The 24,559-nt window shown below is 69.2% G+C and carries 28 protein-coding genes and 2 pseudogenes; 17 read left to right on the top strand and 13 right to left on the bottom strand.

Annotated features, from left to right (window positions below; translation table 11 throughout):
- Nucleotides 1–30 precede the first annotated feature (30 nt).
- Genes Q7J39_RS08150 through Q7J39_RS08125 form a run of 6 tightly spaced genes read left to right on the top strand, consistent with a single transcriptional unit; the run spans nucleotide 31 to nucleotide 4,106 of the window.
- Complete coding sequence (locus tag Q7J39_RS08150) at nucleotides 31–1,020, top strand: adenosine kinase (protein WP_304822627.1); 990 nt, start codon at nucleotides 31–33, stop codon at nucleotides 1,018–1,020.
- Nucleotides 1,021–1,024: 4 nt separating this feature from the next.
- Entirely contained in the window at nucleotides 1,025–1,615 is a 591-nt protein-coding gene (gene hisB, locus Q7J39_RS08145; protein ID WP_304822624.1) for an imidazoleglycerol-phosphate dehydratase HisB, read from the top strand.
- A gap of 10 nt (nucleotides 1,616–1,625) precedes the next feature.
- Nucleotides 1,626–2,258, top strand: coding sequence for an imidazole glycerol phosphate synthase subunit HisH (gene hisH / locus Q7J39_RS08140; protein ID WP_304822621.1), 633 nt, complete (start codon nucleotides 1,626–1,628; stop codon nucleotides 2,256–2,258).
- The gene (gene hisA / locus Q7J39_RS08135; protein ID WP_304822618.1) at nucleotides 2,255–2,977 is read left to right on the top strand and encodes a 1-(5-phosphoribosyl)-5-[(5-phosphoribosylamino)methylideneamino]imidazole-4-carboxamide isomerase; all 723 of its coding nucleotides are present in this window, start codon (nucleotides 2,255–2,257) and stop codon (nucleotides 2,975–2,977) included. Before hisH ends, hisA begins: the two co-directional genes overlap by 4 nt.
- A complete protein-coding gene (gene hisF, locus Q7J39_RS08130; RefSeq protein WP_304822615.1) occupies nucleotides 2,977–3,774 on the top strand; it encodes an imidazole glycerol phosphate synthase subunit HisF in 798 nt (265 codons plus the stop codon). Before hisA ends, hisF begins: the two co-directional genes overlap by 1 nt.
- Nucleotides 3,771–4,106 carry a phosphoribosyl-ATP diphosphatase gene (locus tag Q7J39_RS08125; RefSeq protein ID WP_304822612.1) on the top strand — a complete coding sequence of 112 codons (336 nt, stop codon included), beginning with the start codon at nucleotides 3,771–3,773 and terminating at the stop codon, nucleotides 4,104–4,106. Before hisF ends, Q7J39_RS08125 begins: the two co-directional genes overlap by 4 nt.
- Nucleotides 4,107–4,256: 150 nt before the next feature.
- On the opposite strand, the gene Q7J39_RS08120 is transcribed toward Q7J39_RS08125, so the two are convergent.
- On the bottom strand, nucleotides 4,257–4,883 hold the full coding sequence (locus Q7J39_RS08120; protein ID WP_304822609.1) for a hypothetical protein: 627 nt from the start codon (nucleotides 4,881–4,883) through the stop codon (nucleotides 4,257–4,259).
- A 47-nt stretch (nucleotides 4,884–4,930) separates the two neighbouring features.
- Here Q7J39_RS08120 and Q7J39_RS08115 point away from each other — a divergent pair, with 47 nt between their 5' ends.
- The gene (locus tag Q7J39_RS08115; protein WP_304822606.1) at nucleotides 4,931–5,857 is read left to right on the top strand and encodes a CPBP family intramembrane glutamic endopeptidase; all 927 of its coding nucleotides are present in this window, start codon (nucleotides 4,931–4,933) and stop codon (nucleotides 5,855–5,857) included.
- Here the strand turns inward: Q7J39_RS08115 and Q7J39_RS08110 are convergent.
- Nucleotides 5,850–6,158: a polyhydroxyalkanoic acid system family protein gene (locus Q7J39_RS08110; protein ID WP_304822603.1), complete on the bottom strand. Its 309-nt coding sequence runs from the start codon at nucleotides 6,156–6,158 to the stop codon at nucleotides 5,850–5,852. The genes Q7J39_RS08115 and Q7J39_RS08110 overlap by 8 nt on opposite strands.
- 113 nt (nucleotides 6,159–6,271) lie before the next feature.
- On the opposite strand from Q7J39_RS08110, the gene Q7J39_RS08105 reads away from it, so the two are divergent.
- The 3 genes from Q7J39_RS08105 to Q7J39_RS08095 all read left to right on the top strand — a co-directional run bounded on the left by Q7J39_RS08105 (nucleotide 6,272) and on the right by Q7J39_RS08095 (nucleotide 10,011).
- Nucleotides 6,272–6,685 (top strand): hypothetical protein, encoded by a 414-nt coding sequence (locus tag Q7J39_RS08105; RefSeq protein ID WP_304822600.1) that lies wholly within the window; start codon nucleotides 6,272–6,274, stop codon nucleotides 6,683–6,685.
- A gap of 74 nt (nucleotides 6,686–6,759) precedes the next feature.
- A complete protein-coding gene (locus Q7J39_RS08100) occupies nucleotides 6,760–8,676 on the top strand; it encodes a pyrroloquinoline quinone-dependent dehydrogenase (RefSeq protein ID WP_304822597.1) in 1,917 nt (638 codons plus the stop codon).
- 66 nt (nucleotides 8,677–8,742) lie between these two features.
- Entirely contained in the window at nucleotides 8,743–10,011 is a 1,269-nt protein-coding gene (locus tag Q7J39_RS08095; RefSeq protein WP_304822594.1) for a dicarboxylate/amino acid:cation symporter, read from the top strand.
- An 11-nt stretch (nucleotides 10,012–10,022) separates the two neighbouring features.
- Here Q7J39_RS08095 and Q7J39_RS08090 read toward each other — a convergent pair whose 3' ends face one another.
- From Q7J39_RS08090 to timA, 3 genes are read right to left on the bottom strand one after another with little or no spacing between them, the layout of a single operon-like run.
- Nucleotides 10,023–10,550, bottom strand: a complete 528-nt coding sequence (locus tag Q7J39_RS08090) for a Smr/MutS family protein (RefSeq protein ID WP_304822591.1) — start codon at nucleotides 10,548–10,550, stop codon at nucleotides 10,023–10,025.
- The gene (locus Q7J39_RS08085) at nucleotides 10,547–11,662 is read right to left on the bottom strand and encodes an MltA domain-containing protein (RefSeq protein WP_304822587.1); all 1,116 of its coding nucleotides are present in this window, start codon (nucleotides 11,660–11,662) and stop codon (nucleotides 10,547–10,549) included. The genes Q7J39_RS08090 and Q7J39_RS08085 overlap by 4 nt, the downstream gene beginning before the upstream one ends.
- A gap of 47 nt (nucleotides 11,663–11,709) precedes the next feature.
- Complete coding sequence (gene timA, locus Q7J39_RS08080; protein ID WP_304822819.1) at nucleotides 11,710–12,330, bottom strand: TIM44-related membrane protein TimA; 621 nt, start codon at nucleotides 12,328–12,330, stop codon at nucleotides 11,710–11,712.
- Between the two features lie 166 nt (nucleotides 12,331–12,496).
- Here timA and secB point away from each other — a divergent pair, with 166 nt between their 5' ends.
- Entirely contained in the window at nucleotides 12,497–12,994 is a 498-nt protein-coding gene (secB, locus tag Q7J39_RS08075; protein WP_304822583.1) for a protein-export chaperone SecB, read from the top strand.
- 105 nt (nucleotides 12,995–13,099) lie between these two features.
- Here secB and Q7J39_RS08070 read toward each other — a convergent pair.
- The 6 genes and pseudogenes from Q7J39_RS08070 to Q7J39_RS08045 form a co-directional block, all read right to left on the bottom strand.
- Nucleotides 13,100–13,177 (bottom strand): annotated as a pseudogene (locus tag Q7J39_RS08070) (hypothetical protein); the annotation flags it as partial.
- Nucleotides 13,178–13,270: 93 nt separating this feature from the next.
- On the bottom strand, nucleotides 13,271–13,978 hold the full coding sequence (dnaQ, locus tag Q7J39_RS08065; protein ID WP_304822580.1) for a DNA polymerase III subunit epsilon: 708 nt from the start codon (nucleotides 13,976–13,978) through the stop codon (nucleotides 13,271–13,273).
- A gap of 41 nt (nucleotides 13,979–14,019) precedes the next feature.
- Complete coding sequence (coaE, locus tag Q7J39_RS08060; protein ID WP_304822577.1) at nucleotides 14,020–14,643, bottom strand: dephospho-CoA kinase; 624 nt, start codon at nucleotides 14,641–14,643, stop codon at nucleotides 14,020–14,022.
- Between the two features lie 4 nt (nucleotides 14,644–14,647).
- On the bottom strand, nucleotides 14,648–15,493 hold the full coding sequence (gene aroE / locus Q7J39_RS08055) for a shikimate dehydrogenase (RefSeq protein ID WP_304822574.1): 846 nt from the start codon (nucleotides 15,491–15,493) through the stop codon (nucleotides 14,648–14,650).
- A complete protein-coding gene (locus Q7J39_RS08050) occupies nucleotides 15,490–16,086 on the bottom strand; it encodes a nucleoside triphosphate pyrophosphatase (RefSeq protein ID WP_304822571.1) in 597 nt (198 codons plus the stop codon). The genes aroE and Q7J39_RS08050 overlap by 4 nt, the downstream gene beginning before the upstream one ends.
- Nucleotides 16,083–16,931, bottom strand: a complete 849-nt coding sequence (locus tag Q7J39_RS08045; protein ID WP_304822568.1) for a pyruvate, water dikinase regulatory protein — start codon at nucleotides 16,929–16,931, stop codon at nucleotides 16,083–16,085. The genes Q7J39_RS08050 and Q7J39_RS08045 overlap by 4 nt, the downstream gene beginning before the upstream one ends.
- A gap of 522 nt (nucleotides 16,932–17,453) precedes the next feature.
- On the opposite strand from Q7J39_RS08045, the gene hemE reads away from it, so the two are divergent.
- The 6 genes and pseudogenes from hemE (at nucleotide 17,454) to Q7J39_RS08015 (ending at nucleotide 22,570) form a co-directional block, all read left to right on the top strand.
- A complete protein-coding gene (gene hemE / locus Q7J39_RS08040) occupies nucleotides 17,454–18,485 on the top strand; it encodes a uroporphyrinogen decarboxylase (RefSeq protein WP_304822565.1) in 1,032 nt (343 codons plus the stop codon).
- Entirely contained in the window at nucleotides 18,482–19,516 is a 1,035-nt protein-coding gene (gene hemH / locus Q7J39_RS08035) for a ferrochelatase (RefSeq protein WP_304822562.1), read from the top strand. The genes hemE and hemH overlap by 4 nt, the downstream gene beginning before the upstream one ends.
- A gap of 2 nt (nucleotides 19,517–19,518) precedes the next feature.
- Nucleotides 19,519–19,971 carry a CopD family protein gene (locus Q7J39_RS08030; protein ID WP_304822559.1) on the top strand — a complete coding sequence of 151 codons (453 nt, stop codon included), beginning with the start codon at nucleotides 19,519–19,521 and terminating at the stop codon, nucleotides 19,969–19,971.
- A gap of 10 nt (nucleotides 19,972–19,981) precedes the next feature.
- Nucleotides 19,982–20,059, top strand: a pseudogene (locus Q7J39_RS08025) (hypothetical protein); the annotation flags it as partial.
- A gap of 278 nt (nucleotides 20,060–20,337) precedes the next feature.
- Nucleotides 20,338–21,747 (top strand): transcription termination factor Rho, encoded by a 1,410-nt coding sequence (gene rho, locus Q7J39_RS08020; RefSeq protein WP_370690016.1) that lies wholly within the window; start codon nucleotides 20,338–20,340, stop codon nucleotides 21,745–21,747.
- A 37-nt stretch (nucleotides 21,748–21,784) separates the two neighbouring features.
- Nucleotides 21,785–22,570: a class I SAM-dependent methyltransferase gene (locus Q7J39_RS08015; RefSeq protein ID WP_304822556.1), complete on the top strand. Its 786-nt coding sequence runs from the start codon at nucleotides 21,785–21,787 to the stop codon at nucleotides 22,568–22,570.
- Between the two features lie 177 nt (nucleotides 22,571–22,747).
- Here the strand turns inward: Q7J39_RS08015 and Q7J39_RS08010 are convergent, their stop codons facing one another.
- Both Q7J39_RS08010 and Q7J39_RS08005 read right to left on the bottom strand, forming a co-directional pair.
- Nucleotides 22,748–23,719, bottom strand: a complete 972-nt coding sequence (locus tag Q7J39_RS08010; protein WP_304822812.1) for a quinone oxidoreductase — start codon at nucleotides 23,717–23,719, stop codon at nucleotides 22,748–22,750.
- Between the two features lie 72 nt (nucleotides 23,720–23,791).
- Complete coding sequence (locus Q7J39_RS08005) at nucleotides 23,792–24,490, bottom strand: dienelactone hydrolase family protein (protein ID WP_304822553.1); 699 nt, start codon at nucleotides 24,488–24,490, stop codon at nucleotides 23,792–23,794.
- Nucleotides 24,491–24,559: the final 69 nt, after the last annotated feature.

The raw sequence follows: 24,559 nt of genomic DNA, 5'->3' as shown, positions 1-24,559 counted from the left end.
TCAGCCCGCCTACGTTTCCCGGAAAGCCCAATGACCGAACTCTACGACGTCGCCGCCATCGGCAACGCCATCGTCGACGTGATCGCCCCGGCGACCGACGACTTCCTGTCCGCCAACGCGCTGGACAAGGGCGCCATGATGCTGATCGACGAAGCGCGCGGCGTGGAACTCTACGGCAAGATGGCGTCCGGCATCGAGGCCTCGGGCGGTTCGGCGGGCAACACCATCGCCGGCGTCGCCAGCTTCGGCGGCCGGGCGGCCTATCTGGGCAAGGTGGCCAAGGACCAGCTGGGCGACGTCTTCGCCCACGACATGCGCGCCATCGGCGCCCACTTCGACACCGCCCCCCTGATCGGCGGCCCGGCCACGGCGCGCTCGCTGATCAATGTCACCCCCGATGGCGAGCGCACCATGTGCACCTATCTGGGCGCCTCGACCGAGTTCACCGCCGATGACGTCGACGCCGCCATCATCGAGGGCGCCAAGATCGTCTATCTCGAGGGCTATCTGTTCGACGCCGAGGCCGCCCGGCGCGCCTTCGCCAAGGCCGCGGGCCTGGCCCGGAGCGCCGGCCGGATGATGGCCATCACGCTTTCGGACGGCTTTGTGGTGGAACGTCACCGCGAGGCCCTGCTCGGCTTCATCGAGAGCCAGGTCGACCTGGTGTTCGCCAACGACACCGAACTGATGGCGCTGTTCGAGACCACCGACTTCGACGACGCCATGGCGCAGATGCGCGGCAAGGTGAAGATCGCCGCCGTCACCCGCGGCGCGGCCGGCTCAACCATCGTCGCGGCCGGGCAGAGCTTCGACGTTTCGGCCTATCCGGTGGAAAAAGTCGTGGACACGACCGGCGCGGGCGACCAATACGCAGCCGGTTTCATGTTCGGTCTCGCCAAGGGCCGGCCGCTGAATGTCTGCGGCCAGCTCGGTTCGCTGGCGGCCTCGGAAGTGATCTCGCACTACGGCCCGCGTCCCCTGGTCAATCTGAAAGACCTGGCGGCGTCGAAAGGACTTTAAGCCCATGGCCCGCACGGCCGAAGTCGTCCGCAACACCAAGGAAACCCAGATCAGCGTCAGCGTCGATCTGGACGGCTCCGGCGTGTCCGATGTCCAGACCGGCGTCGGCTTCTTCGACCACATGCTCGACAGCTTCGCCCGGCACGGCGGCATCGATCTGACGGTTCGCACCCAGGGTGATCTGCACATCGACTTCCACCACACGGTGGAGGACACCGGCATCGTCATCGGCCAGGCCATCAACAAGGCCCTGGACGGGTTCAAGGGCATTCGCCGCTTCGGCCACGCCTATATTCCGATGGACGAGACCCTGACCCGCTGCGCCATCGATCTCTCCAACCGGCCCTATCTGATCTGGAAGGTCGCCTTCAAGACCCAGAAGATCGGCGAGATCGACACCGAGCTGTTCAAGGAATTCCACCACGCCTTCGCCATGAACCTGGGCGCCTGCGTGCACCTGGAAACCCTCTATGGCGACAACAGCCACCACATCGCCGAGAGCGGCTTCAAGGCCCTGGCGCGTGCGCTGAGGACCGCGGTCGAGCTCGACCCCAAAACCCATGGTCACGCTCCGTCGACCAAGGGCGTCCTGTAGGATCTGATCCATGCAGACTGTCGCCCTGATCGACTACGGGTCGGGCAACCTTCGCTCGGCCGAGAAGGCCTTGGTGAAGGCCGCCGACGGCGCGAGCCAGATCGTGGTCACCTGCGATCCGCAGGTGGTGGCCGCCGCCGACCGCATCGTCCTGCCCGGGGTCGGGGCGTTTTCGGCCTGCATGACCGCGCTTTCCGACCGCCCCGGCCTGATCGAGGCGATGACGGACGCCGCGCGGGCCAAGGGCCGCCCCTTCCTGGGCATCTGCGTCGGCATGCAGCTGCTGGCCACCCGCGGGCTGGAGTTCGGCGAGACGCCGGGCCTGGACTGGATCGGCGGCGATGTGCGCCGCGTCGAGCCCACCAATCCCGCGGCCAAGATCCCGCACATGGGCTGGAACACCCTGGTGTCGCCCCATGGCCCGGACATGATCGCCCGCATCGGCGACGCGCCCATGTACTTCACCCACTCCTTCGCCTTCTACCCGGACGACGACAAGGACGTCGCCGCCTGGGTCGATCACGGGGGACAATTCCCCGCGGCTGTCGCCAACGGCAACATCGCGGGCGTACAGTTTCACCCTGAAAAGTCGCAGAGCGCCGGGCTTGCCCTCCTGGCGCGCTTCCTGGAGTGGCGACCTTGATCCTCTATCCCGCGATCGACCTGAAGGACGGCCAGTGCGTGCGTGTGCTGCACGGCGACCTGACCACCGCCACGGTCTTCAACACCTCCCCCGCCGACCAGGCCCGCCAGTTCGTGGAGAGCGGTTTCCACTGGGTGCACGTCGTGGACCTGAACGGCGCGGTCCAGGGCCGGGCGATCAATGAGAAGGCCGTCGAGGCCATCCTCGAAAGCGTCTCCATCCCCGTCCAGCTGGGGGGCGGCATCCGCTCCATGAAGGACATCGAGCGCTGGATCGAGGCCGGGGTCTCCCGCGTCATCCTGGGCACCATCGCCGTCACCGATCCCGAGATCGTCAAGGCCGCGGCCCGCGAGTGGCCCGAGCAGATCGCCGTCAGCGTCGACGTGCGGGCCGGGAAGGTGGCGACCCAGGGCTGGACCGAAAGCTCCGACCTGGACGCCGTCACCGTCTCCAAGCGCTTCGAGGACGCCGGGGTCGGCGCCCTGATCATCACCGACATCGACCGCGACGGCACCGTCATGGGCTTCAATGTCGAGGCCTTCGGGGCCATCGCTGACGCGGTCAACATCCCGGTGATCGCCGCCGGCGGCCTGGCCAGCGTCGACGACATCGTCCGCCTGCGGGCCCGCAAGGGGGTGCCGATCGCCGGCGCCGTCCTCGGCCGCGCGCTCTACAACGGCGCCATCAGCCCGGCCGAGGCCCTCAAGGTCGCCGCCTGATGCTGAAGGTTCGCGTCATCCCCTGCCTGGACGTCAAGGACGGCCGCGTGGTGAAGGGCGTGAACTTCGTGGCCCTGCGCGACGCCGGCGATCCGGTGGAACAGGCGCGGGCCTATGACGCGGCGGGCGCTGATGAGCTGATGTTCCTGGACATCACCGCCAGCCACGAGCGGCGCGGCGCCATCCTCGACGTCATCGCCCGCACCGCCGATGTCTGCTTCATGCCCTTGAGCGTGGGCGGCGGCATACGCCAGGTGGAGGACGCCCGGCGGCTGCTGCTGGCCGGGGCCGACAAGATTTCCGTCAACACCGCCGCGGTGGAGAACCGCGACCTGATCAGCGCCTGCGCCGACGCCTTCGGCTCCCAGGCCGTGGTGGTGGCCATCGACGCCAAGCACGGCACGGCGCGCGCGGGCTCCGGCGGCCGCAACGACGGCTGGGAGGTCTATACCTATGGCGGCCGCACCGCGACGGGCCTGGACGTGGTGGAGTACGCGATCGACGCGGTGAAGCGCGGGGCCGGCGAGATCCTGCTGACCTCCATGGACCGCGACGGCGCCAAGACCGGCTACGACATCGACCTGCTGGCGGCCATGACCGCGGCGGTGAACGTGCCGGTGATCGCCTCGGGCGGCGCCGGCAGCGCGGCCCACATGGTCGAGGCCGTGATCAAGGGCGGCGCCGACGCCGTCCTGGCCGCCTCGATCTTCCACTTCGGGGAAGTTTCCATCGGCGAGGTCAAGCGCGCCATGGCCGAGGCCCACATTCCTGTCCGCCTGACGGAGACCGCCGCATGAGCCGCTTTTCCGAGACCCTCGACCGCCTCGCCGCCACCATCGAAGACCGCAAGGGCGCCAGCCCCGAAAGCTCCTATACCGCCAAGCTGCTCTCGGAAGGCGTCGAGCGCGCCGCCAAGAAGCTGGGCGAGGAGGCTGTCGAGGTGGTGATCTCGGCGGTCCAGAAGGACAAGGACGGCCTCGCCGCCGAAAGCGCCGACCTGATGTACCACTTCCTGGTGGTGCTGGCCGCGTCCGGGGTCACCCTGGACGACGTGGCCGCCTGGCTGGAAAGCCGCGAAGGCCGCTCGGGCCTGGAAGAAAAGGCCTGGCGGCACAAGTCGGAGACCTGAGGCCGAATTCCTCCCCCAGCGCGCAGCGCGGTTCGGGGGAGGTGGATCGGGGCCGCAGGCCGCGAGACGGAGGGGGCTTGGGCCGTTGGATTGGCTCAGCCCTAACCCCCTCCACCGCTTCGCGGTCCCCCTCCCCCTATGGGGAGGAATTTAGAACGGCCACCAGCTCCAGAACCAGGTGACGATCCGCGCCCAGAGGCCGTCGAAGGACTGGCCGACCACCTTCTCCACGGGGTTCTTTGGCGGGGTGGGCACGAACCAGCTGGGGGCGGCGGGCGGGGCGCAGTTCATGCGCATGCCCACCCCCTTGAGGTAGCCCCGGCGAACCTCGCCCGCACGGATGGCGGCCTGGACCTTCTTGTCGTGGCGCGCGGCGCCGGTGAGCTTGCGCACCCAGCCCCGGAACGGCAGCAGGCCGCGGCTTTCACTGCGCAGCTCCGAGATGCCCGCGTCCTTGATCGCCCCGCCCACCTTCTCGGCCCGCGTCCGGGTGTCGGGCGCCGGCGCCTCGTCGAGGTCGGGACCCAGCGCGCCGTCCAGCCGGCCGATCTCGCCGGCGATCGGCTCGCAGCGGGAGAGCCCCTCCATGTCGTAGGGATCGGCCCGCGCCCGGAGCAGGACATCGGGGATGCCCTTCTGCTTGAGGTTCAGGTCCTCCAGCGGGGCCAGGGCCGCGTCGCGCAGGGTGTCCTTGTCCTGCATGACGCCCCGATCGGCACCCTGGGCGGTCGCCGCGGACAAAAGAGTGACGGTGAGGACGAAAGCCGCGGCGCGCATGGCGCCACCATAGTCGAGCTGACCGGCGCGCGCTAACCTGCCGCCTCATGATCCCAGCCCTCGACGTGCTCGCCGGCCGCGCGACCCCGCCCTTCCTCGCCCTGACCACGGCGCGTGACCGCCGGGCGCGCTGGGTGGCGCTGATGGCGGTGGCCGGACCGGCGGCCGCCATCGCCATGAGCGTGCTGGTGGTGGTGGCGCTGATCTTCAGCGGCCATCTGGGCCTGCCGCTCAACGTCATCGGCGGGGAGCTGGCCGACCTGCCCCGCCTGCTGAAGTCCAGCGTCTATATCCTGGAGGTGGGGATCGGGCTGGCGGCGGCGGCGGCGGGGCTGCTGCTGGCCGCGCGGCTGATCTTCCGCCGGCCGCTCCGCAGCTGGATCACGGTGGCGCCGCGCTTCCGCTGGCGCGGGCTCGCCTGGGGGGCGGCCGCCGGCGTCCTGGCCATCATGGTGCTGAACCTGATCTCGGTCTTCGTGCCGCAGGGGGCCGGCGAGGCGCCGATCCTCGACGCCGGCGAGCCCCTGAGTCAGCGCCTGGCCTATATGGCCGCCACCAGTCTGGGCTTCCTGATCGCCGCCTGGGCCGAGGAGGTGGTGTTCCGCGGCTACCTGCTGCAACAGGTGGGGGCCTTCACCCGCCAGGTGTGGCTGGTCCTGCTGATCAACGGGGCGATCTTCGCCCTCTTCCACCTGGAGTTCGATCCCGGGGCGCTGGCGGCGCGGGCCCTGCTGGGCATGGTCTTCGCCTGGGCGACCCTGCGGCTGGGGGGCCTGGAGTTCGGCATCGGGGTCCACGCCACGCAGAATCTCGGCGTGGCGCTGTTTGGCGAGGTGCTGTTGCCCTCGTCAGCGCCCGCTACCGTGAAGTTGAGCGAGCTCGGTTTCGAGATCGTCCTGGCCCTGGTGATCCTGGCCTGCGTCGAGGGGCTCTACCGGCGGCGGGCCCTGGCGGTCCCAGCGCCGGTTATTTGAGCAGCAGCTGGCCTTCCTTCTGGACCCGGCCCTTGATCTTGCCGGCCAGCAGGGCGAGCACGTTGGGCAGGTTGATGGTCATCAGTACGGCGGCCTCCTGCACATCCAGGTGACCGGTGACCTGCTGGCCCATGGCGGCGACGGAAAAGTCCATGCGGTCGCCGGTCCAGGTCTTGGTCAGCGCCTTGGCGGCGGCCTCGCCGAACTGTTGGCTGATCTTGCCGAACCCCTCCTCGATCCGCTGGCGGGCGGCGGCCGCGCCCAGGTCGTGGGGGATGGTGATGGTGATCGGCTTGCTCATCTCTGATCCTTCGGCTTAGCCCCAGTAACGGCCGGGAGCGACATCAGGTCCACCCGGAACAAAGCTGGCCCCTGTGGATTGTTTTAACAGAATCCTAAACCGGCGGGGCCGTCGTGGCGTCAAGACTGCAAAATCTCTGCGCACTGATCGGCGCGATGGCCCTGTTGGGCGTCGCCGGCGCCGCCGAGGCCGGCACCGTCTGCCAGGGGTCGGCCCCCGCCGTGGGCGCGGAGATCCATGGCCCGGTGCTGCAGGTTCTCGACTCCGAGCGGCTCTGCGTGGCGCTCGGCGCCACCCCCGATCAATGGGTGGAGGTCGCCCTGGCCCCCGAACCCCTGCGCAAGACCTCGGCCCATCCGGCCAACCGCGGCTCGCTGATGGCCGTGGCCTTCGCCCAGAATGTCACCTGCAGGATCGTCGACATAGCCCAGGGCCTGCCGATCGCCGCCTGCCAGCTGGACGACCAGTCGGTCCGCGCCCTGACCCGCGAACCCGCCGCCTATACCGCCGGCGAGGCCTGGCGCTAGCCGTTCGTCCCGGCGGGTCCGCCGCTCGTCCCAACGGTCTTTACCGGCAAGGTTTCTGACGCGCCTCTGAGCGCATGACCCGATACGCCCTGTTGCTGTTCGCCACCGCCAGCCTCGCGGCGTGTTCCGCGCCCCACGTTGCCCCGGCCCCCGACGCCGGCTGGGCCCACTATGGCGGCGACGCCGGTGGACAGCGCTATTCGCAGGCCGACCAGATCACGCCGGACAACGTCAGGCGCCTGAAGCCCGTCTGGTCGTTTTCCACCGGCGACATGGCCGCCAAGGGCGCGGCCATGGACCGCGCCTCATTCCAGGTCACCCCGATCCTGGCGGCGGGGCGGCTCTATCTGTGCTCGCCCTTCAACGCGGCCAGCGCCATCGATCCTGCCACCGGCCAGGCCCTGTGGCGCTTCGATCCGCAGATCGCCACCGATGTCCGCTACCCCAACGACTTCAACTGCCGCGGCCTGGCCTACTGGAGGAACCCCGCCGCGCCGGCCGATGCCCCCTGCGCCGAGCGAATCTTCATGAACACCAACGACCGGCGGCTGTTCGCCCTGGACGCCGCCACCGGTAGGGCCTGTCCGGGCTTCGGCAAGGCGGGGTTCGTGGCGGCCATACCCGGCGTGACGCTCACCCGGCCCGGCGGCGCCCAGATCACCTCGCCGCCGGTGGTGACGAAGGGACTGGTGATCGTCGGCTCCTCCCTCGACGACAACCAGAAGGTCGAGGAGACCTCCGGCGCGGTCCACGCCTTCGACGCGGTGACCGGCCAGCTCAAGTGGCGGTTCGACCCCCTGGACAGCGCGCGGCCCGCCGTCCGGGCCGGCGCCGCCAATGTCTGGGCGCCGATGTCCGTGGACGAGGCCCGCGGGCTGGTCTTCCTGCCCACCTCCAGCGCCAGCCCCGACTTCTATGGCGCCGCCCGGCCCGGCAATGGCGGCCACGCCAACTCCGTCGTGGCTCTCAAGGCGGCCACCGGCGAGCTGGCCTGGGGCTTCCAGACCACGCACCATGACGTCTGGGACTATGACGTCCCGGCCCAGCCGACCCTGGCCACCGTCACCTACCGGGGCGTGACCTCGCCCGCCGTGATCCAGACCACCAAGCAGGGCCTGCTCTTCACGCTGAACCGCGACACCGGCGTCCCGGTCATACCGGTGGAGGAGCGCGCCGTGCCCCAGGGCGGCGCCATCGGCGAGACCCTGTCCCCGACCCAGCCCTTCCCGGTCGCGCCCAAGTCCCTGGCGCCCAACAGGATCGCGGCGCAGGACGCCTTCGGCCTGACCCCCTGGGACCGAGCCGCCTGCCGCAAATTGCTGGAGGGCGCCCGCAACGAGGGGCTCTACACCCCGCCCACCACGCGGGGCACGATCATCTATCCCTTCACCGGCGGCGGCTCGAACTGGGGCGGCATCGCCTTCGATCCCACCCGGCAGATCGTCTACGCCAACACCTCCAGCGCCCTGCACAAGGTGACCCTGATCCCCGCCGACACGGTGAAGGCCGCCCGCGCCGCCCAGCCGGACGTGGAGATCAGCCCCAATGCCGGGGCCCGCTACGGCATGAAGCGCGAGCTGCTGCGCTCGCCGCTCGGCCTGCCCTGCAACCCGCCGCCCTGGGGCGAGCTCTCGGCCATCGACATGCATGACGGCAAGGTGCTGTGGCGCGTGCCGCTGGGGACCACGCGGGACCTGGCGCCCGGCTCGCAGCTGTTCATGCGGGGGACCGGAACCCCCAATTTCGGCGGCCCCATCGTCACCGGCGGCGGCCTGGTGTTCATCGGGGCGGCCATGGACAACTATCTCCGGGCCTTCGACGCCCGCTCGGGCAAGGAACTCTGGAAGGGCCGGCTGCCGGCCGGAGGCCAGGCCACGCCGATGACCTATGTCTGGAAGGGCCGGCAATATGTTGTGATCGCCGCCGGCGGCCATTCCAAGTCCGACACCAAGCGCGGCGACCAGCTCATCGCCTTTGCTCTGCCCGATTAGGGAACCGCCGGGACCGCAACGGTTTTTTCGCTGGCGCGGACGCGCTGGCCCGGTGAACCTGACCCCATGACCCTGACGACCCGCGTTCTCATCGGCCTGGTGGCCGGCCTCGCCGCCGGCGCCGCCATCGCCGCCTACCTTCCCGGCGCCGCGCCGCAGATCATCGCGGTGGCCGAGCCGGCCGGCGGGGTCTGGCTCGACGCCCTGAGGATGACCATCATCCCCCTGGTCTTCGCCCTGCTGGTGACCGGGGTGGCCCAGGCCGCCGATACGGCCCGGGCCGGTGGTGACGCGGCCAAGACCCTGGGGCTGTTCGCCGTCCTGCTGGTGCTGTCGGCCAGCTTCGCGGCCATCGCCACCCCGGCCTTGCTGGCCCTGTGGCCCGCCCCGGTGGAGGCCGCCCAGGCCCTGCGCGCCTCGGCGGCCGCCGCCAATGGCGAGATCCCGCCCACCCCCACCATCCAGGAGATGGTGAAGAGCTTCATCCCCACCAATCCGGTGAAGGTGGCCGCCGACGGGGCCATGGCCCCCCTGGTGGTCTTCGCCCTGGTTTTCGGCCTGGCCGCCACCCGCATCAGCGCCGAGAAGCGCGCCTCCCTGTTCGGCCTCTTCGAGGCCGTGAAGGACACCATGATGACCCTGGTCCACTGGGTGCTGTGGGCCGCGCCGTTCGGGGTCTTCGCGCTGGCCCTGGTCACCGGCGCCCGCACGGGCCTGGGGGCCGTCGGCATCCTTGGCCACTATGTGATCATCGTCTCGATCATGTGCCTGAGCATGGCGGCCATCGCCGTGGTCCTGGCCGTGGTGCTGGGCAAGGTCCCCCTGATGGACTTCGTCCGCGCCATGATCCCGGTGGAGGCCGTGGCCATCTCGACCCAGTCGTCGCTGGCCTCGCTGCCGGCCATGCTCGACACCGCCCAGAGGCTGGGGGTTCCCGACAAGGTGCGCGGCATGGTGCTGCCCATGGCCGTGGCCCTGTTCCGCATGACCAGCCCGGCCGGCAACATGGCCGTGGTGATCTATGTGGCCCACATCTACGGGGTGCACCTGACCCCCCTGGTGCTGGTGGTGGGCGTGCTGGTGGCCGCCACGGTCAGCCTGGCCGCCGTCGGCATCGCCAGCGCCGTGACCTTCTTCACCACGCTGGGCCCCATCTCCATGGCCATGGGGGTGCCGATGGAGCTGCTGCCCCTGCTGCTGGCGGTGGAGACCCTGCCCGACATCTCCCGCACCATCGGCAATGTCACCGCCGATGTGGCCGTCACCACCGTGGCGGCGGAGTGGAGTCTGGAGGAGGATCTGGAGGAAGAGCTGCCGCGGGTCGAGGCGACCTGACCACCGGGGTGTTAGGCCCGCGGCCTGCGCTTCAGGGCCACATAGAGCGCGCCCTCGCCGCCGTGGTTGCGGTGGGCTTCGGAGATGCCGGCCACCACGTCGCGCAGGACCGGGCTCGACAGCCATTCTGGGGTCATCCGCCGCAGGACCCCGCCGCCCCGCGCGCCCTTGCCGGTGATCACCAGCACCGCCCGGTCGCCGCGGTTCCAGGCGCCCAGCACGAAGCCCTCCAGGGCGGACTTGGCCTGCATCTGGTCCATGCCGTGCAGGTCGATGCGGCCGCCGATCTCCTCGCGTTCCTTGGCGATGCGGTGCTTGCGGCGCGGTTCGATGTCGTCGGGGCCCAGCCAGGGATGGGGCGGACGCTTGGGAACAGGCTTTTCGGGGATCGGGATGCGGGCGGCCGGCGCATTGTGGTCGATCTGGGCCGCCAAGGCGTCACGTTCGGCCTTGGTGACGGTGCGGCCCGGCATCGGGTGGACCGTGGCCGCCACCATCGACCACAGGCGCGCCTCGTCGGGCCGGATCGGCCGTTTCACCGGCCAGGACCGACCCGTGGGACCAGGCGGTGCATCCGCAGGGTATGGCGCACACGGCCGGCCTCGGTCCCGGCCCGCTGGCCCTGGCCAAGATAGAGATCGGCGCGCACCGGCCCCTTGATCGCCCCGCCGACGTCCAGCGCCGTCACCAGACGCCGGTAGGTGGGGAAGGCGCCGTTCAGGATCGGCGCCACCCCATCGATCCAGAACAGCTCGCCGCTCGAATGCCGGCTGGGGTCCACGGCGATGGCGCGACCGGTGGGCAGGGGAATGCCGGCCGAGCCCACCGGCGGGCGGCCGTCGTCCGGGGCGGTGGTGAAGAACACATAGCGCGGGTTCAGCCGCATGATCGCATCGGCCTCGCGGCCGCGGTGGTCGGCCAGCCATTGTCGAATGGCCTCGCCGGAGGTGTTGTTGGCCGCCAGCAGACCCCGGTCGCGCATGGGGTTGGCGATGCCGGCGAAGGTCCGGCCGTTGGTGGCCGAAAACAGCACCTTGACCCGCTTGCCGTCCGGATAGGTGACCACCCCTGAGCCCTGGACCTGCAGGAAGAACAGCTCCTCGGGCCGCATCCAGGCCAGAACCTGGTCGGGGGCGGAGGTTTCGATGGCGGTGCGGTCGGGATAGGGGCCGAGCCTGCCGTCCGGTCCGCGCTGCTGAGCGTCGCGGCCACCCTGGCCGCTGGACACCAGGTCGGCCGGCTTGGGCCGGACCGGCGCGGAGAACTCGGCGTCGGGGCGGGACCGCGCCTCATATTCCGGCGCATAGTAGGCCGTCAGGATCCCCTCGCCGGGCAGCAGCTCGGGGCGGAAGTTATCCTCGAAGAAGGCGCGGGCCTCGCGCGGGTCCAAGGCGGACCGCGACCGCGCCCGGCGGCAGATCTCGCCCATGGCCGCGTCGCGCGCCACGCCGCAGGTGGAGCGATAGGCCTCGAAGGCGCCGGCGTGATCTTCCGAGCCCCAGCCCGGCAGGTCGCTGAACTGTTCCAGAACCGGAGCCGGCGCGGGGGCCGGGGTCGGTCGCGGGCCTGGGGTTGGACCGGGCTTGGCCGTGGCGCAGGCCGCCAGCGTCAGGGCGCAGGCGCTGGCCAGGAGAATCTTCAGAGGTGCCACGACGGACTCCAGGCTGGCCGGGCGATAGCCCGAATGAGCGGGTGGTCCTACGCCTCGGCGGCGTCGACGCGGACGAGAGTCCAGTTGGGGTCTTTGCTCTTAAGATTGCGTTCGAAGGTCCACAGCTCGGCGGTGCGGCGGTCATCGACCCCCTCACCCTCGGGACCCTTGGTGCGGCTGCGGAACTCGGCCAGGAAGCGGACTGTGACACTGGCGGTATCGCCCACCACGTCGGCCTTTTCCAGGTCGGCGCGGGGCGGGTGGGAAAACTCGACGATCTCGGTGCGGCCTTCGGCCTCACGCCGGGCGATTTCGGCGTCGAAACTGGCCAGGATGCCGGGGGCCAGCAGGTTGCGCAGGGTGTCGCGGTCGCCGGCCGCGAAGGCGGTGACCACCATCTCATAGGCGCCCTTGGCGCCGCCGAGGAACCGCGAAAGGTCGAAGCTTGAGTCGCGGGCGCGCACGGCGGCCAGGCCCGAAAGGGCCACGCCCTCGGCGGCCTCGGCGGCCTGGGGCTCCTCGCCCTCCAGCCGCGCCGGCTTCACCGTCGCCAGGGCGGGGTCTGCCGCATTGTCCTCGGGCTGGCGCCCAACCCTGCGGCCCAGCACCGAATAGAGCTGGTACAGCACGACCACGGCGAGGCCCGCAAAGATGATCAGCTCTAAGATCGGCAAAACACTATCGCTTCGTTGGAGACGGGGGGTGAGGCCTAATATAGGACGTTGCAACGCCCCCGTCAGGGGCGACGTTGCATCGACGAAAGTCGCATGATAGCAGCGCCGGTCCCAAACAGGGCGTGAATGGACGTCCTTAGAGCACGGAATCTTCGCCACCATGAGCGACACTGACGCGGCCGGCCAGGAAAACGGCGCCAATATCGGCCTGCCCGAGCCCGGAATCCGGATTCTCGCCCAATTCATCCGCGACCTCAGCTTCGAGAACCCGCGGGCGCCCGACAGCCTGCGGGCCGGCGCCACCCAGCCCTCCATCGACCTGGGTGTGGAAATGAACGCCCGCGGCCGTGATGACGGCTTCTTCGAGGTGGACCTCAAGCTTTCCGCCCGCGCGACCCGCGAGGACGGCCCGGTCTTCCACGTCGAGCTGCTCTACGGCGGCGTCTTCGAGATCGTCGGCGTGCCGCAGGAAGAGCTCGAGCCGGTGCTGCTGGTGGAATGCCCGCGCTTCCTGTTCCCCTTCGCCCGCCGGGTGATCGCCGATGTGACCTCGGACGGCGGCTTCCCGCCCTTCATGCTCGATCCCATCGACTTCGCCGGCGTCTACGCCGCCCGCAAGGCCCAGGCCGACGGCGCGACCCAGGTCGGCAACGCTTAAACAAAGGCCCTTCTCCCCTTGCGGGAGAAGGTGGCCCTGCGGAGCAGGGTCGGATGAGGGGTCGCACTCGCCTCTCGGAACAAACACTCCCGTCATCCCGGACGGCCGCCAGGCCGATCCGGGACCCAGGGCCCAGCGCACCGCCCCTGGATCCCGGCTCTCCGCTGCGCTGCGGCCGGGATGACGTTTGAGAATTAGCGGGTAGGTCTATCAACCCCTCATCCGACCGGTCTCCGACCGGCCACCTTCTCCCGCAAGGGGAGAAGGATCACGAATTCAAAGCCCGAAGCGTCCCCAGAGTTCGTCGTTCTTCAGGACGTCGCGAATGAAGGCTGCGTGGATTTGGCGCTCGGTTTCGGTGGACCGCGAGGCCAGGGGCCGGGGTCGCGCGCCATAGGTCGAGGGGTTGGCCACCGCATAGGCGGCGGTGTCCTGGGCCTGGGTGGTCAACTCCAGGCTCCGCTCACGCCCGCCCTTCAGTTCCAGATAGACCGCCGCCAGCAGCCGGGCGTCGATCAGCGCCCCGTGCTTTTCCCGTTCCGACAGCGAAATCTTGAAGCGCTTGCAGAGCGCGTCAAGGGAATTGGCCATGCCCGGAAAGCGCTTGCGCGCCAGGGCCAGGGTGTCGATCCAGCGATGGTCCTCGACGATGTTGAGGCCGCAGACCCCCAGCTCGTGATTGATGAAGGCCCGGTCGAAGGTGGCGTTATGGGCGATCAGCGGCGCGTCGCCGACGAACTCCAGGAAGGCGTGGCTGACCTCGGGATGGGCGAACTTCGGTTTGCCGCGCAGGAAGGACGACGACAGGCCATGCACCCGCTCGGCGTCCGGCGGCATGTCGCGCTCGGGGTCGATATAGACGTGGAAGTGCCGGCCCGTGGGCAGGAAGTCGTCGATCTCCAGGCAGGCGATTTCCACCAGCCGGTGGCCGAGGTGCGGCTCGAAGCCGGTCGTCTCGGTGTCCATGACGATTTCGCGGGCCATGGCTCTAGATGACCCGGTTCGATTGCCGATTCAACAGCACCTCAGGTCGCAGGGTCGGCTTTCTGGGGACGACGCTCCGGGTCCCGCAGCGTCGCGATGATCTCGTGGACCTGGGCGCGGGCGTGATCCAGGCCGTGGCCGGTCTCGACGATGAAGTGGGCCCGCCTGCGCTTTTCGCTGTCGTGCAGCTGGCGCTTAAGGATGTCGTCCAGGCGCTCGGCCGTCCAGCCGGGTCGGGCCAGGACCCGCTGGCGCTGCTGGTCCTCCGGCGCGGAGGCCACCACCACGGCGTCCATGTTGGCGTCACCGCCGGTCTCGTACAGCAGCGGGATATCCATCACCACCATGTCGGCCTTGGCCGCCTGGGCGCGGGCGAAGAAGGCCGTGCGGTCAGCGCCCATCAGCGGGTGGACCACGGAATTCAGCTTGGCCATGGCCGCGTCGTCCCCCAGCACCCGTTGGCGCAGGGCCTCGCGGTCCACCGCGCCGTCCCTGGTGACGCCCGGAAAGGCCGCCTCCAGGGGTTCGACCGCGGCCCCGCCCTTCAGGTAGAGGTCGGCCACCACGGCGTCGGCGTCATAGACCGGCACGCCGGCCTCGCGGAACATGGCCGCGGTGGTGGACTTGCCCATTCCGATGGAGCCGGTGAGACCGATCATCAGCATTTTTTCAGAGTCCCAGGGCTTGCTTGGCGAGAGTTCGGACATCGACGCCCGGCGGCGGCGTCTGGCCGTAGAAGGCGGCGAAGGACGGGACCGCCTGGCCGATCAACATGGCCAGGCCGTCGACCGTGGGGCGGCCGAGCGCACGGGCCTGCGCCAGGAACGGGGTGATCAGCGGCTTGTAGACCATGTCCATCACCACTGCGGTCGAGGGCGTCGCCGCAAGGGGCGCGTCCAGGCCCGCGCTTCCCGACAGGCCCGCCGAGGTGGCGTTGATCAGGGCGCCGACGCCCTCGAAGGCCTGGGCGGCTTGGTCGAGGCCATAGGCCCGTACGGCCGGACCCAGATCGGCGGCGATCTCCTGGGCCCGGGCCAAGGTGCGGTTGATCACCCGGATGTCGGTGGCCCCGGCGCTGAGGAAGGCCGCGGCCGCGCCGCGCGCCGCGCCGCCGGCCCCCAGGATCGCCAGCGGCGCCGCGGCGGGGTCGAAGCCCGGCGCCTGCTGCGCGAAGGCGGCCAGCAGGCCCAGCCCATCGGTGTTGTCGGCGAGGATTCCGCCGTCCTCCTGGAACACCAAGACATTGGCGGCCTGGGCCAGGCGGGCGCGATCGGTGATCGTGTCGGCCAGGGCCAGGGCCTGCGTCTTGAAGGGCACGGTGACGTTCAAACCCGCCACCGATCCCCCGCGAAGGCCGTTCACGAAGGCGGCGAAGGCCTCCGGCGTGACGGCGAAGGGCACATAGACTCCGTCGATCCCGGCGGCGGCCAGCCAGGCATTGTGCAGGATCGGGCTCATGGAATGGCTGATGGGCTGACCCACCACGCCCGCGAGCCGGGTGGCGCCGGTGATCATGCCGACAACGCCCCGTGCTTGCGCAACAGATCCAGCAGGCCCAGCAGCGGCAGGCCCAGGATGGCGAAGTAGTCGCCCTCGATCTTCGAGAACAGCTGCGCGCCGTGGCTCTCCAACCGGTAGCAGCCCACCGAGCCCAGGGCGTCCTCGCCCTCGGCGAGCAGATAGGCCTCCAGGAAGTCGTCGGAGAAGTCGCGCATGGTGAGCGTGCAGGTGGCGATCTCGCGCCAGATCGGCTGGCCGTCCCTGGCCACCACCACCGCCGAGTGCAGCCTGTGCGGCTTGCCGCGCAGCAGCTTCAGCCGGGCCCGCGCCGCCTCGAGGGTTTCGGCCTTGTCGTAGAGGCCGCCCTCGAACTCCAGGGTCTGGTCGGCGCCGATCACGAAGCCCGGGCGGGCGCGCGAGATCTTCACCGCCTTCAGTTCGGCGAGCGCGTCGGCGACGTCGCGGGGCGTGCCGCCCTGCCCCAGCAGCGCGGTCTTCACCGCGTCCTCATCGACGCCGGAGACGTGGATTTCGAAGGGCACGCCCGCGCCGGTCAGCACCGCGGTGCGCGCCGCGCTCTTCGAGGCCAGGATGATCGGGGCGCTCATCCCAGCACCTCGACCTGGCCGTGGCCGCCATTCAGCAGATTCAGCACGGCGGCGGCCGTCTCCTCGACGCTGCGGCGGGTGACGTCGATCACCGGCCATTCCATCCGCTCATAGAGCCGGCGCGCGGCCACGGTCTCCTCGCGGACCGCCTCGATGTCGATATAGGTGGAGTCGCGGTCTTCCTTGAGGCTGAGAAGCCGGTTGCGACGGATCTGGATCAGCCGGTCCGGCGAGATGGTCAGGCCGACGATCAGGGCGTTCTTCAGGGTCAGCAGCTTCTCGGTCGGCGGCCGGCCCGGCACCAGGGGCACGTTGGCGGCCCGCACCCCGCGATGGGCCAGGTAGATGCAGGTCGGGGTCTTGGAGGTCCGCGAAACCCCCACCAGCACTACGTCGGCCTGGTCCAGGTCCTGGCCGCCCTGGCCGTCGTCGTGGCCGATAGCGTAGTTCAGCGCGTCCATGCGGTTGAAATAGTCGTTGTCCAGGGCGTGCTGCACGCCGACCCGCCGGGTCAGGGCCGCCCCCAGATAGCGCGACAGGGCCGAGACCAGGGGATCCAGCGCCGGGATGCAGGCCATGTCCAGCTTGCGGCAACCCTCCTCCAGGGCGGCGCGGAGCTCATCATCGACGATGGTATGGATCACCACGCCGGGCGCGGCTTCGATGTCGGTGAGGGCCCGCTCCAGCTGCCGGGGCGATCGCACCAGGGCGTAGATGTGCTCGATGGGCAGGACGTTCTCGAACCGGGCGCAGACCGCGCGGGCCATGGCGTTCAGCGTCTCGCCGGTGGAGTCGGAGACCAGGTGCACATGGAAGAATGTGGCGAAGCGCGTGGCTGAGGTCATGTGGTCCGGGGCGCCGTTGGCGGGTGCGTCGAAATATCTGGGGATAGAGGAGTCGATACCTTCTTAGCGAAGCCGCGCGCGCTTGGGGATAGCCGCGGCAAATTCGCAGGGGTTGGCGGCCGGCGGGGGATAGCGGGCGCCGATCGGCGGGTTTGAGTGGCGCGCGTCCGCCGACTGTCCCTGCGGCGCGGCGGTTGCGACCCCATTCCGGGGCCGGGCGCGGAAGACTCGCGTTCGTTCACGCCGAGCGGGGCCGTGAGGTTAATGAATCGTTAAGGCCGATCAGCACGTTAAGACTTCATTAACACAATCCACAGCCGGGCTTGGCCGCCCGGGAGGAAGCCGGCGTCGCCTGGGGAAAGACGGTTCAGGAGGGGGTGCGACACCGGGCTTTGTCCCCGGTTTCGACAGGCCCTACCGCTACCTCTTCATTCAAGATTCTAACTCTTAGAAAGGTAGAAGGGCGGGCAGGAAGAACAGTCAGACTTGAGCCGGAGCCTCGAAGCCGGTTTAAGGCCCTGCATGGCCAACAGTTCAGAACCCCGCCTGCTCCGGGCGCTCGCCGGAGAAACCCTGGATCGCCCGCCGGTCTGGTTCATGCGCCAGGCGGGACGCTCCCTGCCCGAGTACCGGGAGCTGCGGACCCGGGCGAAGGACTTCATCGCCTTCTGCCACAATCCGGAGATGGCGGCGGAGGCCACCATGCAGCCGATGCGCCGCTTCCCCCTGGATGCGGCCATCGTCTTCGCAGACATCCTGCTGATCCCCCAGGCGCTGGGCCAGGAGGTCTGGTTCGAGGCCGGCGAAGGTCCGCGGCTGGGCGAACTCCCCTCCATCGAGTCCATGGCTGACCAGATCGAGGCCTCCACCGGCCGGCTGTCGGCGATCGGCGAGACCCTGTCGCGCGTGCGGGCCGAGCTGGAGCCGGACCGGGCGCTGATCGGCTTCGCCGGAGCGCCCTGGACCGTGGCCACCTACATGATCGAGGGCCGCGGCTCCGACCGTTCCGGCGCCCGCACCTACGCCTACCAGAACCCGGAAAAGCTGGACCGGCTGCTGGACGTCCTGGTGGAAAGCACCGCCCGCTACCTGGTGATGCAGGCCAGGTCCGGCGCCCAGGTGCTGAAGCTGTTCGAAAGCTGGGCTGAGGGCCTGGCCGAGGACGTCTTCGAGCGCATCGTCATCAAGCCGCACACCGCCATCATCGAGAAGGTCCGCGCCGCCGGGGTCGACGTCCCCTTCATTGGCTTCCCGCGCAGCGCCGGGGCCCTGGTGGAGAACTATGCCGCCCGGGTTCCGGTCAACTGCGTCGCCCTCGACACCCAGGCCAGCGCCGTGCTGGGCCAGAAGATCCAGGACAGCGGCAAGACCATCCAGGGCGCCCTGGACAACCTGCTGCTGCGGGCCGGCGGCCCGGCGCTGGACGCCCGGGTCGACGCCCTGATCGAGCAGTGGAACTCCGGCCCCTATATCTTCAACCTCGGCCACGGCGTGCTGCCCGACACCCCCATCGAGCACATCGAACGCACCATCCGCCGGGTGACCGGCAAGTGAGCCGCGTCGCGGTCGTCCTCTTCAATCTCGGGGGCCCGGACGGGCCCGAGGCCGTGCGGCCGTTCCTCTACAACCTGTTCAAGGACCCGGCGATCATCAGCGTCCCGGCCCTGCTGCGCTATCCGCTCGCCGCCCTGATCTCCTCCCGGCGCGAGGCCTCGGCCCAGGCCAACTACAACATCATGGGCGGCGCCTCGCCCCTGCTGCCGGAAACCCGGGCCCAGGCCGACGCCCTCGACGCGGCCCTGGCGAGCGCACGGCCGGACCTGACGGTGAAGTCCTTCATCGCCATGCGCTACTGGAAGCCCTTCGCCGACCAGACGGCCCAGGAGGTGGCGGCCTTCGCCCCCGACGAGATCGTCCTGCTGCCGCTCTATCCGCAGTTCTCGACCACCACCACCGCCTCGTCCCTGGCCGACTGGGCCAAGGCCTATAAGGGCCCAGGCCGCACCCGCACCGTCTGCTGCTATCCCACCGCCCAGGGCTTGATCGCGGCCCACGCCGAGAAGATCCGCGAGACCTGGATCGCCGCCGGCCGGCCGGCCAAGGTCCGGCTGCTGTTCTCCGCCCATGGCCTGCCGGAAAAGGTGATCTCCGGCGGCGACCCCTACCAGGCCCAGATCGAGGCCACGGCGGCGGCGGTGGCCGCCCTGGTGCCTGAGCTCACCGACTGGCGCGTCTGCTACCAGAGCCGGGTCGGCCCGATGAAGTGGATCGGCCCCTCGACGGTCGATGAGATCCACGTGGCCGGCGAACAGGGGGTCGGCCTGCTGATCACCCCCATCGCCTTCGTCTCCGAGCACATCGAGACCCTGGTGGAGCTGGACCACGAATATGCCGAGTTGGCGGTGCAGCAGGGGGTCGCCCCCTATCTGCGGGCCCCGGCTCTGGGGGTCGAGCAGGGCTTCATCGACACCTTGGCCGCCACGGTCATCAGTTCGCTGGCCCGCGACAGCGGCGCGGCGCCGGAGGGGGCATGGCTTTGCCCGTCCGGCTATGGCAAATGCGGCCGCAGCACCAAAGGAGCTTGAGCGTGGACTACAACCTGCTGCGCGCCCTGCACATCATCTCGATGATCGCCTGGATGGCCGGGATCATGTACCTGCCCCGGCTGTTCGCCTACCACGCCGACGCCGTGCCTGGCGGGGAGATGGACAAGCTCTTCCAGACCATGGAGCTCAAGCTCTACCGGATCATCATGGGTCCGGCGATGGTGGCGACCTGGGTGTTCGGCCTGGCCCTGATCTATGTGAACGCCACGGTGATCCGCGGCGGCTGGGAGTACCTGCACCAGCCCTGGATGATCACCAAGCTGGCGGGGATTGTCTTCCTGACCGGCTGGCACCATTTCCTGGGCGCCGCCCGCAAGAAGTACGTGGCCGGGACCAACACCCGCACCGCCCGCTTCTGGAAGATGACCAACGAACTGCCCTTCATCGCCGCCATCATCATGGTCATCGCGGTGACGACGGAATTCGGCAGCTGATCCAGACCGTCATCCCGGGCGGAGCGTAGCGGAGACCCGGGACCCAGGGGCGACCGCACTGAACCGGCCACTGGGTCCCGGCTCTGCGGCCCTCACGGGCCTTGGCCGGGATGACGGTGAAAAAGCACAATCCTTGACCCGAACCGCGCGATGTGGTTCCGCTGACCCCACATGGCGTCGCGCAACGCGAAGTCATGCCCCGCCCTACCTCCGGCGACGCGCGCTCCCCAAGATCCAGAGCTGCGGCGTCCCGGCCCCTGAACACCCCGGCGAGTCCTTGAGGCCCGCCCTAGACGTTTCAAGTTTGCTCGACGCCCGAGGACCCACCGTCCGAAGGCGCGCCGAGCCGTATCAAGGCGATACCCCATGTCCGAAGACAACATCTCCGACACCCTCGACGCCGAAGACTCCGCCCTCGACCAGGCTATGGACGCCCAGGTCGAAGCCCCGCAGGAAGCCGGCGACGACGATGACGACAACGAACTCTCCGCGGCCATCGCCGCCCTGGGCATCACCCGGATGTCCCTCCAGGAGCTGAAGGACAAGTCGCCCGTCGACCTGCTGGCCTTCGCCGAGAAGCTGGAGATCGAGAACGCCAACTCCATGCGCAAGCAGGACATGATGTTCGCGATCCTCAAGACCCTGGCCGAGGAAGGCATCGAGATCTCCGGCTCCGGCACCCTGGAAGTGGTGTCCGACGGCTTCGGCTTCCTGCGCAGCCCCGAGGCCAACTACCTTCCCGGCCCCGACGACATCTATGTCAGCCCCTCGCAGATCCGGAAGTTCGGCCTGCGCACCGGCGACACCGTCGACGGCGCCATCCGCGCCCCCCGCGAGGGCGAGCGCTACTTCGCCCTCATCAAGGTGGATCTCACCAACTTCGAGAACCCCGAGAACGTCCGCCACAAGGTGCTGTTCGACAACCTGACCCCGCTCTATCCCGACGAGCGGCTGAAGATGGAGATCGAGGACCCCACCCTGAAGGACCGCTCAGGCCGGCTGATCGATATCGTCGCCCCGCTCGGCAAGGGCCAGCGCTGCCTGATCGTCGCCCCGCCGCGGGTGGGTAAGACGGTCATGCTGCAGAACATCGCCAAGTCGATCGCGGTGAACCACCCCGAGTGCTACCTGATCGTGCTGCTGATCGATGAGCGGCCCGAAGAAGTCACCGACATGCAGCGCACCGTGGTGGGTGAGGTGATCTCCTCGACCTTCGACGAACCCGCCACCCGCCACGTCCAGGTCGCCGAGATGGTGATCGAGAAGGCCAAGCGCCTGGTGGAGCACAAGCGCGACGTCATCATCCTGCTGGACTCGGTCACCCGCCTGGGCCGCGCCTACAACACCGTGGTGCCATCCTCCGGCAAGGTGCTGACCGGCGGTGTGGACGCCAACGCCCTGCAGCGCCCCAAGCGCTTCTTCGGCGCGGCGCGGAACATCGAGGAAGGCGGCTCGCTGACCATCATCTCCACGGCCCTGATCGATACGGGCAGCCGGATGGACGAAGTCATCTTCGAAGAGTTCAAGGGCACCGGTAACTCGGAAATCATCCTGGACCGCAAGGTCGCCGACAAGCGTATCTTCCCGGCCATCGACGTGCTGAAGTCCGGCACCCGCAAGGAAGAGCTGATCACCCCGAAGGACCAGCTGCAGAAGACCTACGTCCTGCGCCGCATCCTCAACCCCATGGGGGCCCAGGACGCCATCGAGTTCCTGTTGGACAAGCTGCGCCAGAACAAGAACAACGACGAGTTCTTCCAGTCGATGAACACCTGATCCAGCGCATCCGCGCGACGAAGAAGGAGGCGGTGCTGTGGGCGAGAGCTACATCATCGCCGGCGGAACGGCCGGGGCCGCGAGGCTCTCGGTGCTTTCCGAGGCCATGGCCGAGGCGACGGGGAGCCTGCTCGATCGGGTGGGCATCCCGCAGGCCGCCCGCATTCTCGACGTCGGCTGCGGCGCCGGCGATGTGACCCGGGACCTGGCGCGGCGCACCTCGGGCCAGGTCATCGGCCTCGATCTCGACGACATCAAGGTCTCCATGGCCAGCCAGGACGCGCCGGTCAACGCCACGTTCCACGTGGGCGGCTATCAGCGCGCCAAAGAGCTCGGCCCCTTCGACGTCATCTATGCCCGCTTCCTGCTCTCCCACCTGACCGACCCGGCTGACGCCGTGGCGGTGTTCGAGGCCGCCCTGGTCCCCGACGGTCTGCTGGTGGTGGAGGACGTGGAATTCTCCGCCCACCTCTGCGAGCCCACCCGGACCAGTTTCCGCCACTTCGTGCAGTGGTATGTGGCCTGCGCCCACAAGCGCGGCGCCGACGCCGAGATTGGCCCCAAGCTGCCGGCCATCCTCGGCCGCGCCGGCTTCATCGGCATCGAGGCCCGGGTCGTGCAGCCGGCGGGCTTGACCGGCCCCGCCAAGGCCATGGCGGCCCTGACCTTGGCCGGAATCTCCGAAGCCGTTGAATCCATGGGTGTTTCACGTGAAACCCTGGTGGACTACATTTCCGACCTGGTGAAGGCGCGGGATGATCCGTCGGTGTTCATGAGCCTACCACGGGTCACCCAGGCCTGGGGCTGGAAGCGGGAGGTCTGACGGAGAGGGCCGAGCCCCCTCCGTCTCGGCTTCGCCGATCCACCTCCCCCGAACCGCGCTTCGCGCTGGGGGAGGAACTGGGGAATTCCTCCCCCAGGCCGCAGGCCGTTTCGGGGGAGGTGGCGCGCACCGCAGATGCGTGACGGAGGGGGCTCGGACCTCTCCGCCCCCACGGCCTCACGGAATCAGCAAACTCGCCCCGACCGTGTTGCGAGCCTCCATCGCCTCGTGCGCCTTGCGGGCGTCCTCCAGCTTAAACGTCTGGCCGATGTCGATCTTCACCTGACCGGACCTGATGACCGCGAACAGCGCCGCGGCGCTCGCGTCCAGCTCGGCAGTGGTGAGCAGGTAGTCGCCCATGGTGGGCCGGGTGAGGAAGACCGAGCCGGCCAGCATCAGGCGGGCGGGCGCCAGGGGCGGCGGCGGGCCGGACGCATTGCCGAAGCTGACGAACAGGCCGCGCTTGGCCAGGCTGGCGAGCGTCCCCTCGAAGGTGGCGGCGCCGACCGAGTCATAGGCCACCGGCACGCCCTTGCCGCCGGTGATGCGGCGCACCTCGGCGGCGACGTCGGCGTCGCGGTACAGGATGACATGGTCGGCCCCCAGGGACCGTGCGCGCGCCGCCTTCTCCTCAGACCCGGCGGTGGCGATCACCACGGCGCCCAGCGCCTTGCCCCACTGCACCAAAATGGAGCCCACACCGCCAGCGGCGGCATGAACGAGGATGTGGTCGCCAGCCTGAACCGGATAGCAGCGGCGCAGCAGGAACTCCGCGGTCATCCCCTTCAGCAGGGCGCCGGCCGCCACCGCCGCCTCGATTCCGGCCGGCGGCTTGACGGCCCGCTCGGCATTGACCGCGTGCAGCTCGGCATAGGCGCCGATGGGTCCCGAAGCATAGGCGGCCAGATCCCCGACGGAGAAGCGGGTGACCCCCTCCCCCACCGCCTCGACGATCCCGGCGCCCTCCATGCCCAACCCCGAGGGCAGCTTCAGGGGGTAGAGGCCGGACCGGTGATAGGTGTCGATGAAGTTCAGCCCGATAGCCTGGTTGCGGATCAGGATCTGGCCAGGCCCCGCCACCGGGGCGGGGATCTCCACCAGCTGCAGGACGTCGGGACCGCCGGTAGCGTCGATCTGGATGGCGCGCATGTCGTTGGAGCTTTCTTTCTTTGTCGCGGGACGGGCGCCGAAACCGGCGGCCACTTTCGGCTGTCCCGCTTCCTAGGCGAGATGTTGCTGGAAGAAGGCCAGGCTGCGGCCGTTGGCGAGCTTGGCGGCGGCCTCGTCATAGTGCTCGCCGCCATGGCGGGCGAAGGCGTGGTCGCAGCCCGCATAGCTATGGACGGTGACGTGCTGATGGTTCTTCAGGGTCTGGAGGATGATCGCCTGGGCCTCCTTGGGGACGAACTGGTCCTCCTCGGCGATGTGCAGCATCAAGGGCCGCTCCAGCTTCTCGGCCTCCCCCAGCCGGTTCTCGATGCCAACCCCGTAATAGCCGACGCTGGCGTCCGCATCGGTGTTGGTGGCGGTGAGGAAGGCCAGCAGGCCGCCGAGGCAGTAGCCGACGGCGCCGACCTTGCCCGAGCAGCCCGGATCGGCGCGGATGTGATCGATCACCGCGGCGATGTCCTTCACCCCGGCGTCAGGGTCGAAGGCGTTGAACAGTTCGAAGGCCTTCTTCCAATCGGCTTCGGACTTGTCGGTGATGTCCACGCCGGGCTCAATCCGCCAGAACAGGTCCGGACAGATGGCGATATAGCCCTGATCGGCTAGGCCGTCGGCGATCTCGCGCATGACGGCGTTGACCCCGAAGATCTCCTGGATGACCACGACGGCGGGCGCCTTGGGCTTGGAGGGGCGGGCCACATAGGCGGTGAAGTCGCCGTCCTGCGTCGTGATCGTGATGGTTTCGCCGGCCATGCGGAAGCTCCGTTTGTCTTGCTAAGTGTTCGCTACTAGCGCGCAGTGGCCGCAACCGGCCATAACTAT

This window comes from Phenylobacterium sp., assembly GCF_030651185.1.
Taxonomy (GTDB): domain Bacteria; phylum Pseudomonadota; class Alphaproteobacteria; order Caulobacterales; family Caulobacteraceae; genus Phenylobacterium.
Note: the sequence above shows the minus strand (reverse complement) of the source record. Positions and strands in the feature narration are given on the sequence as shown.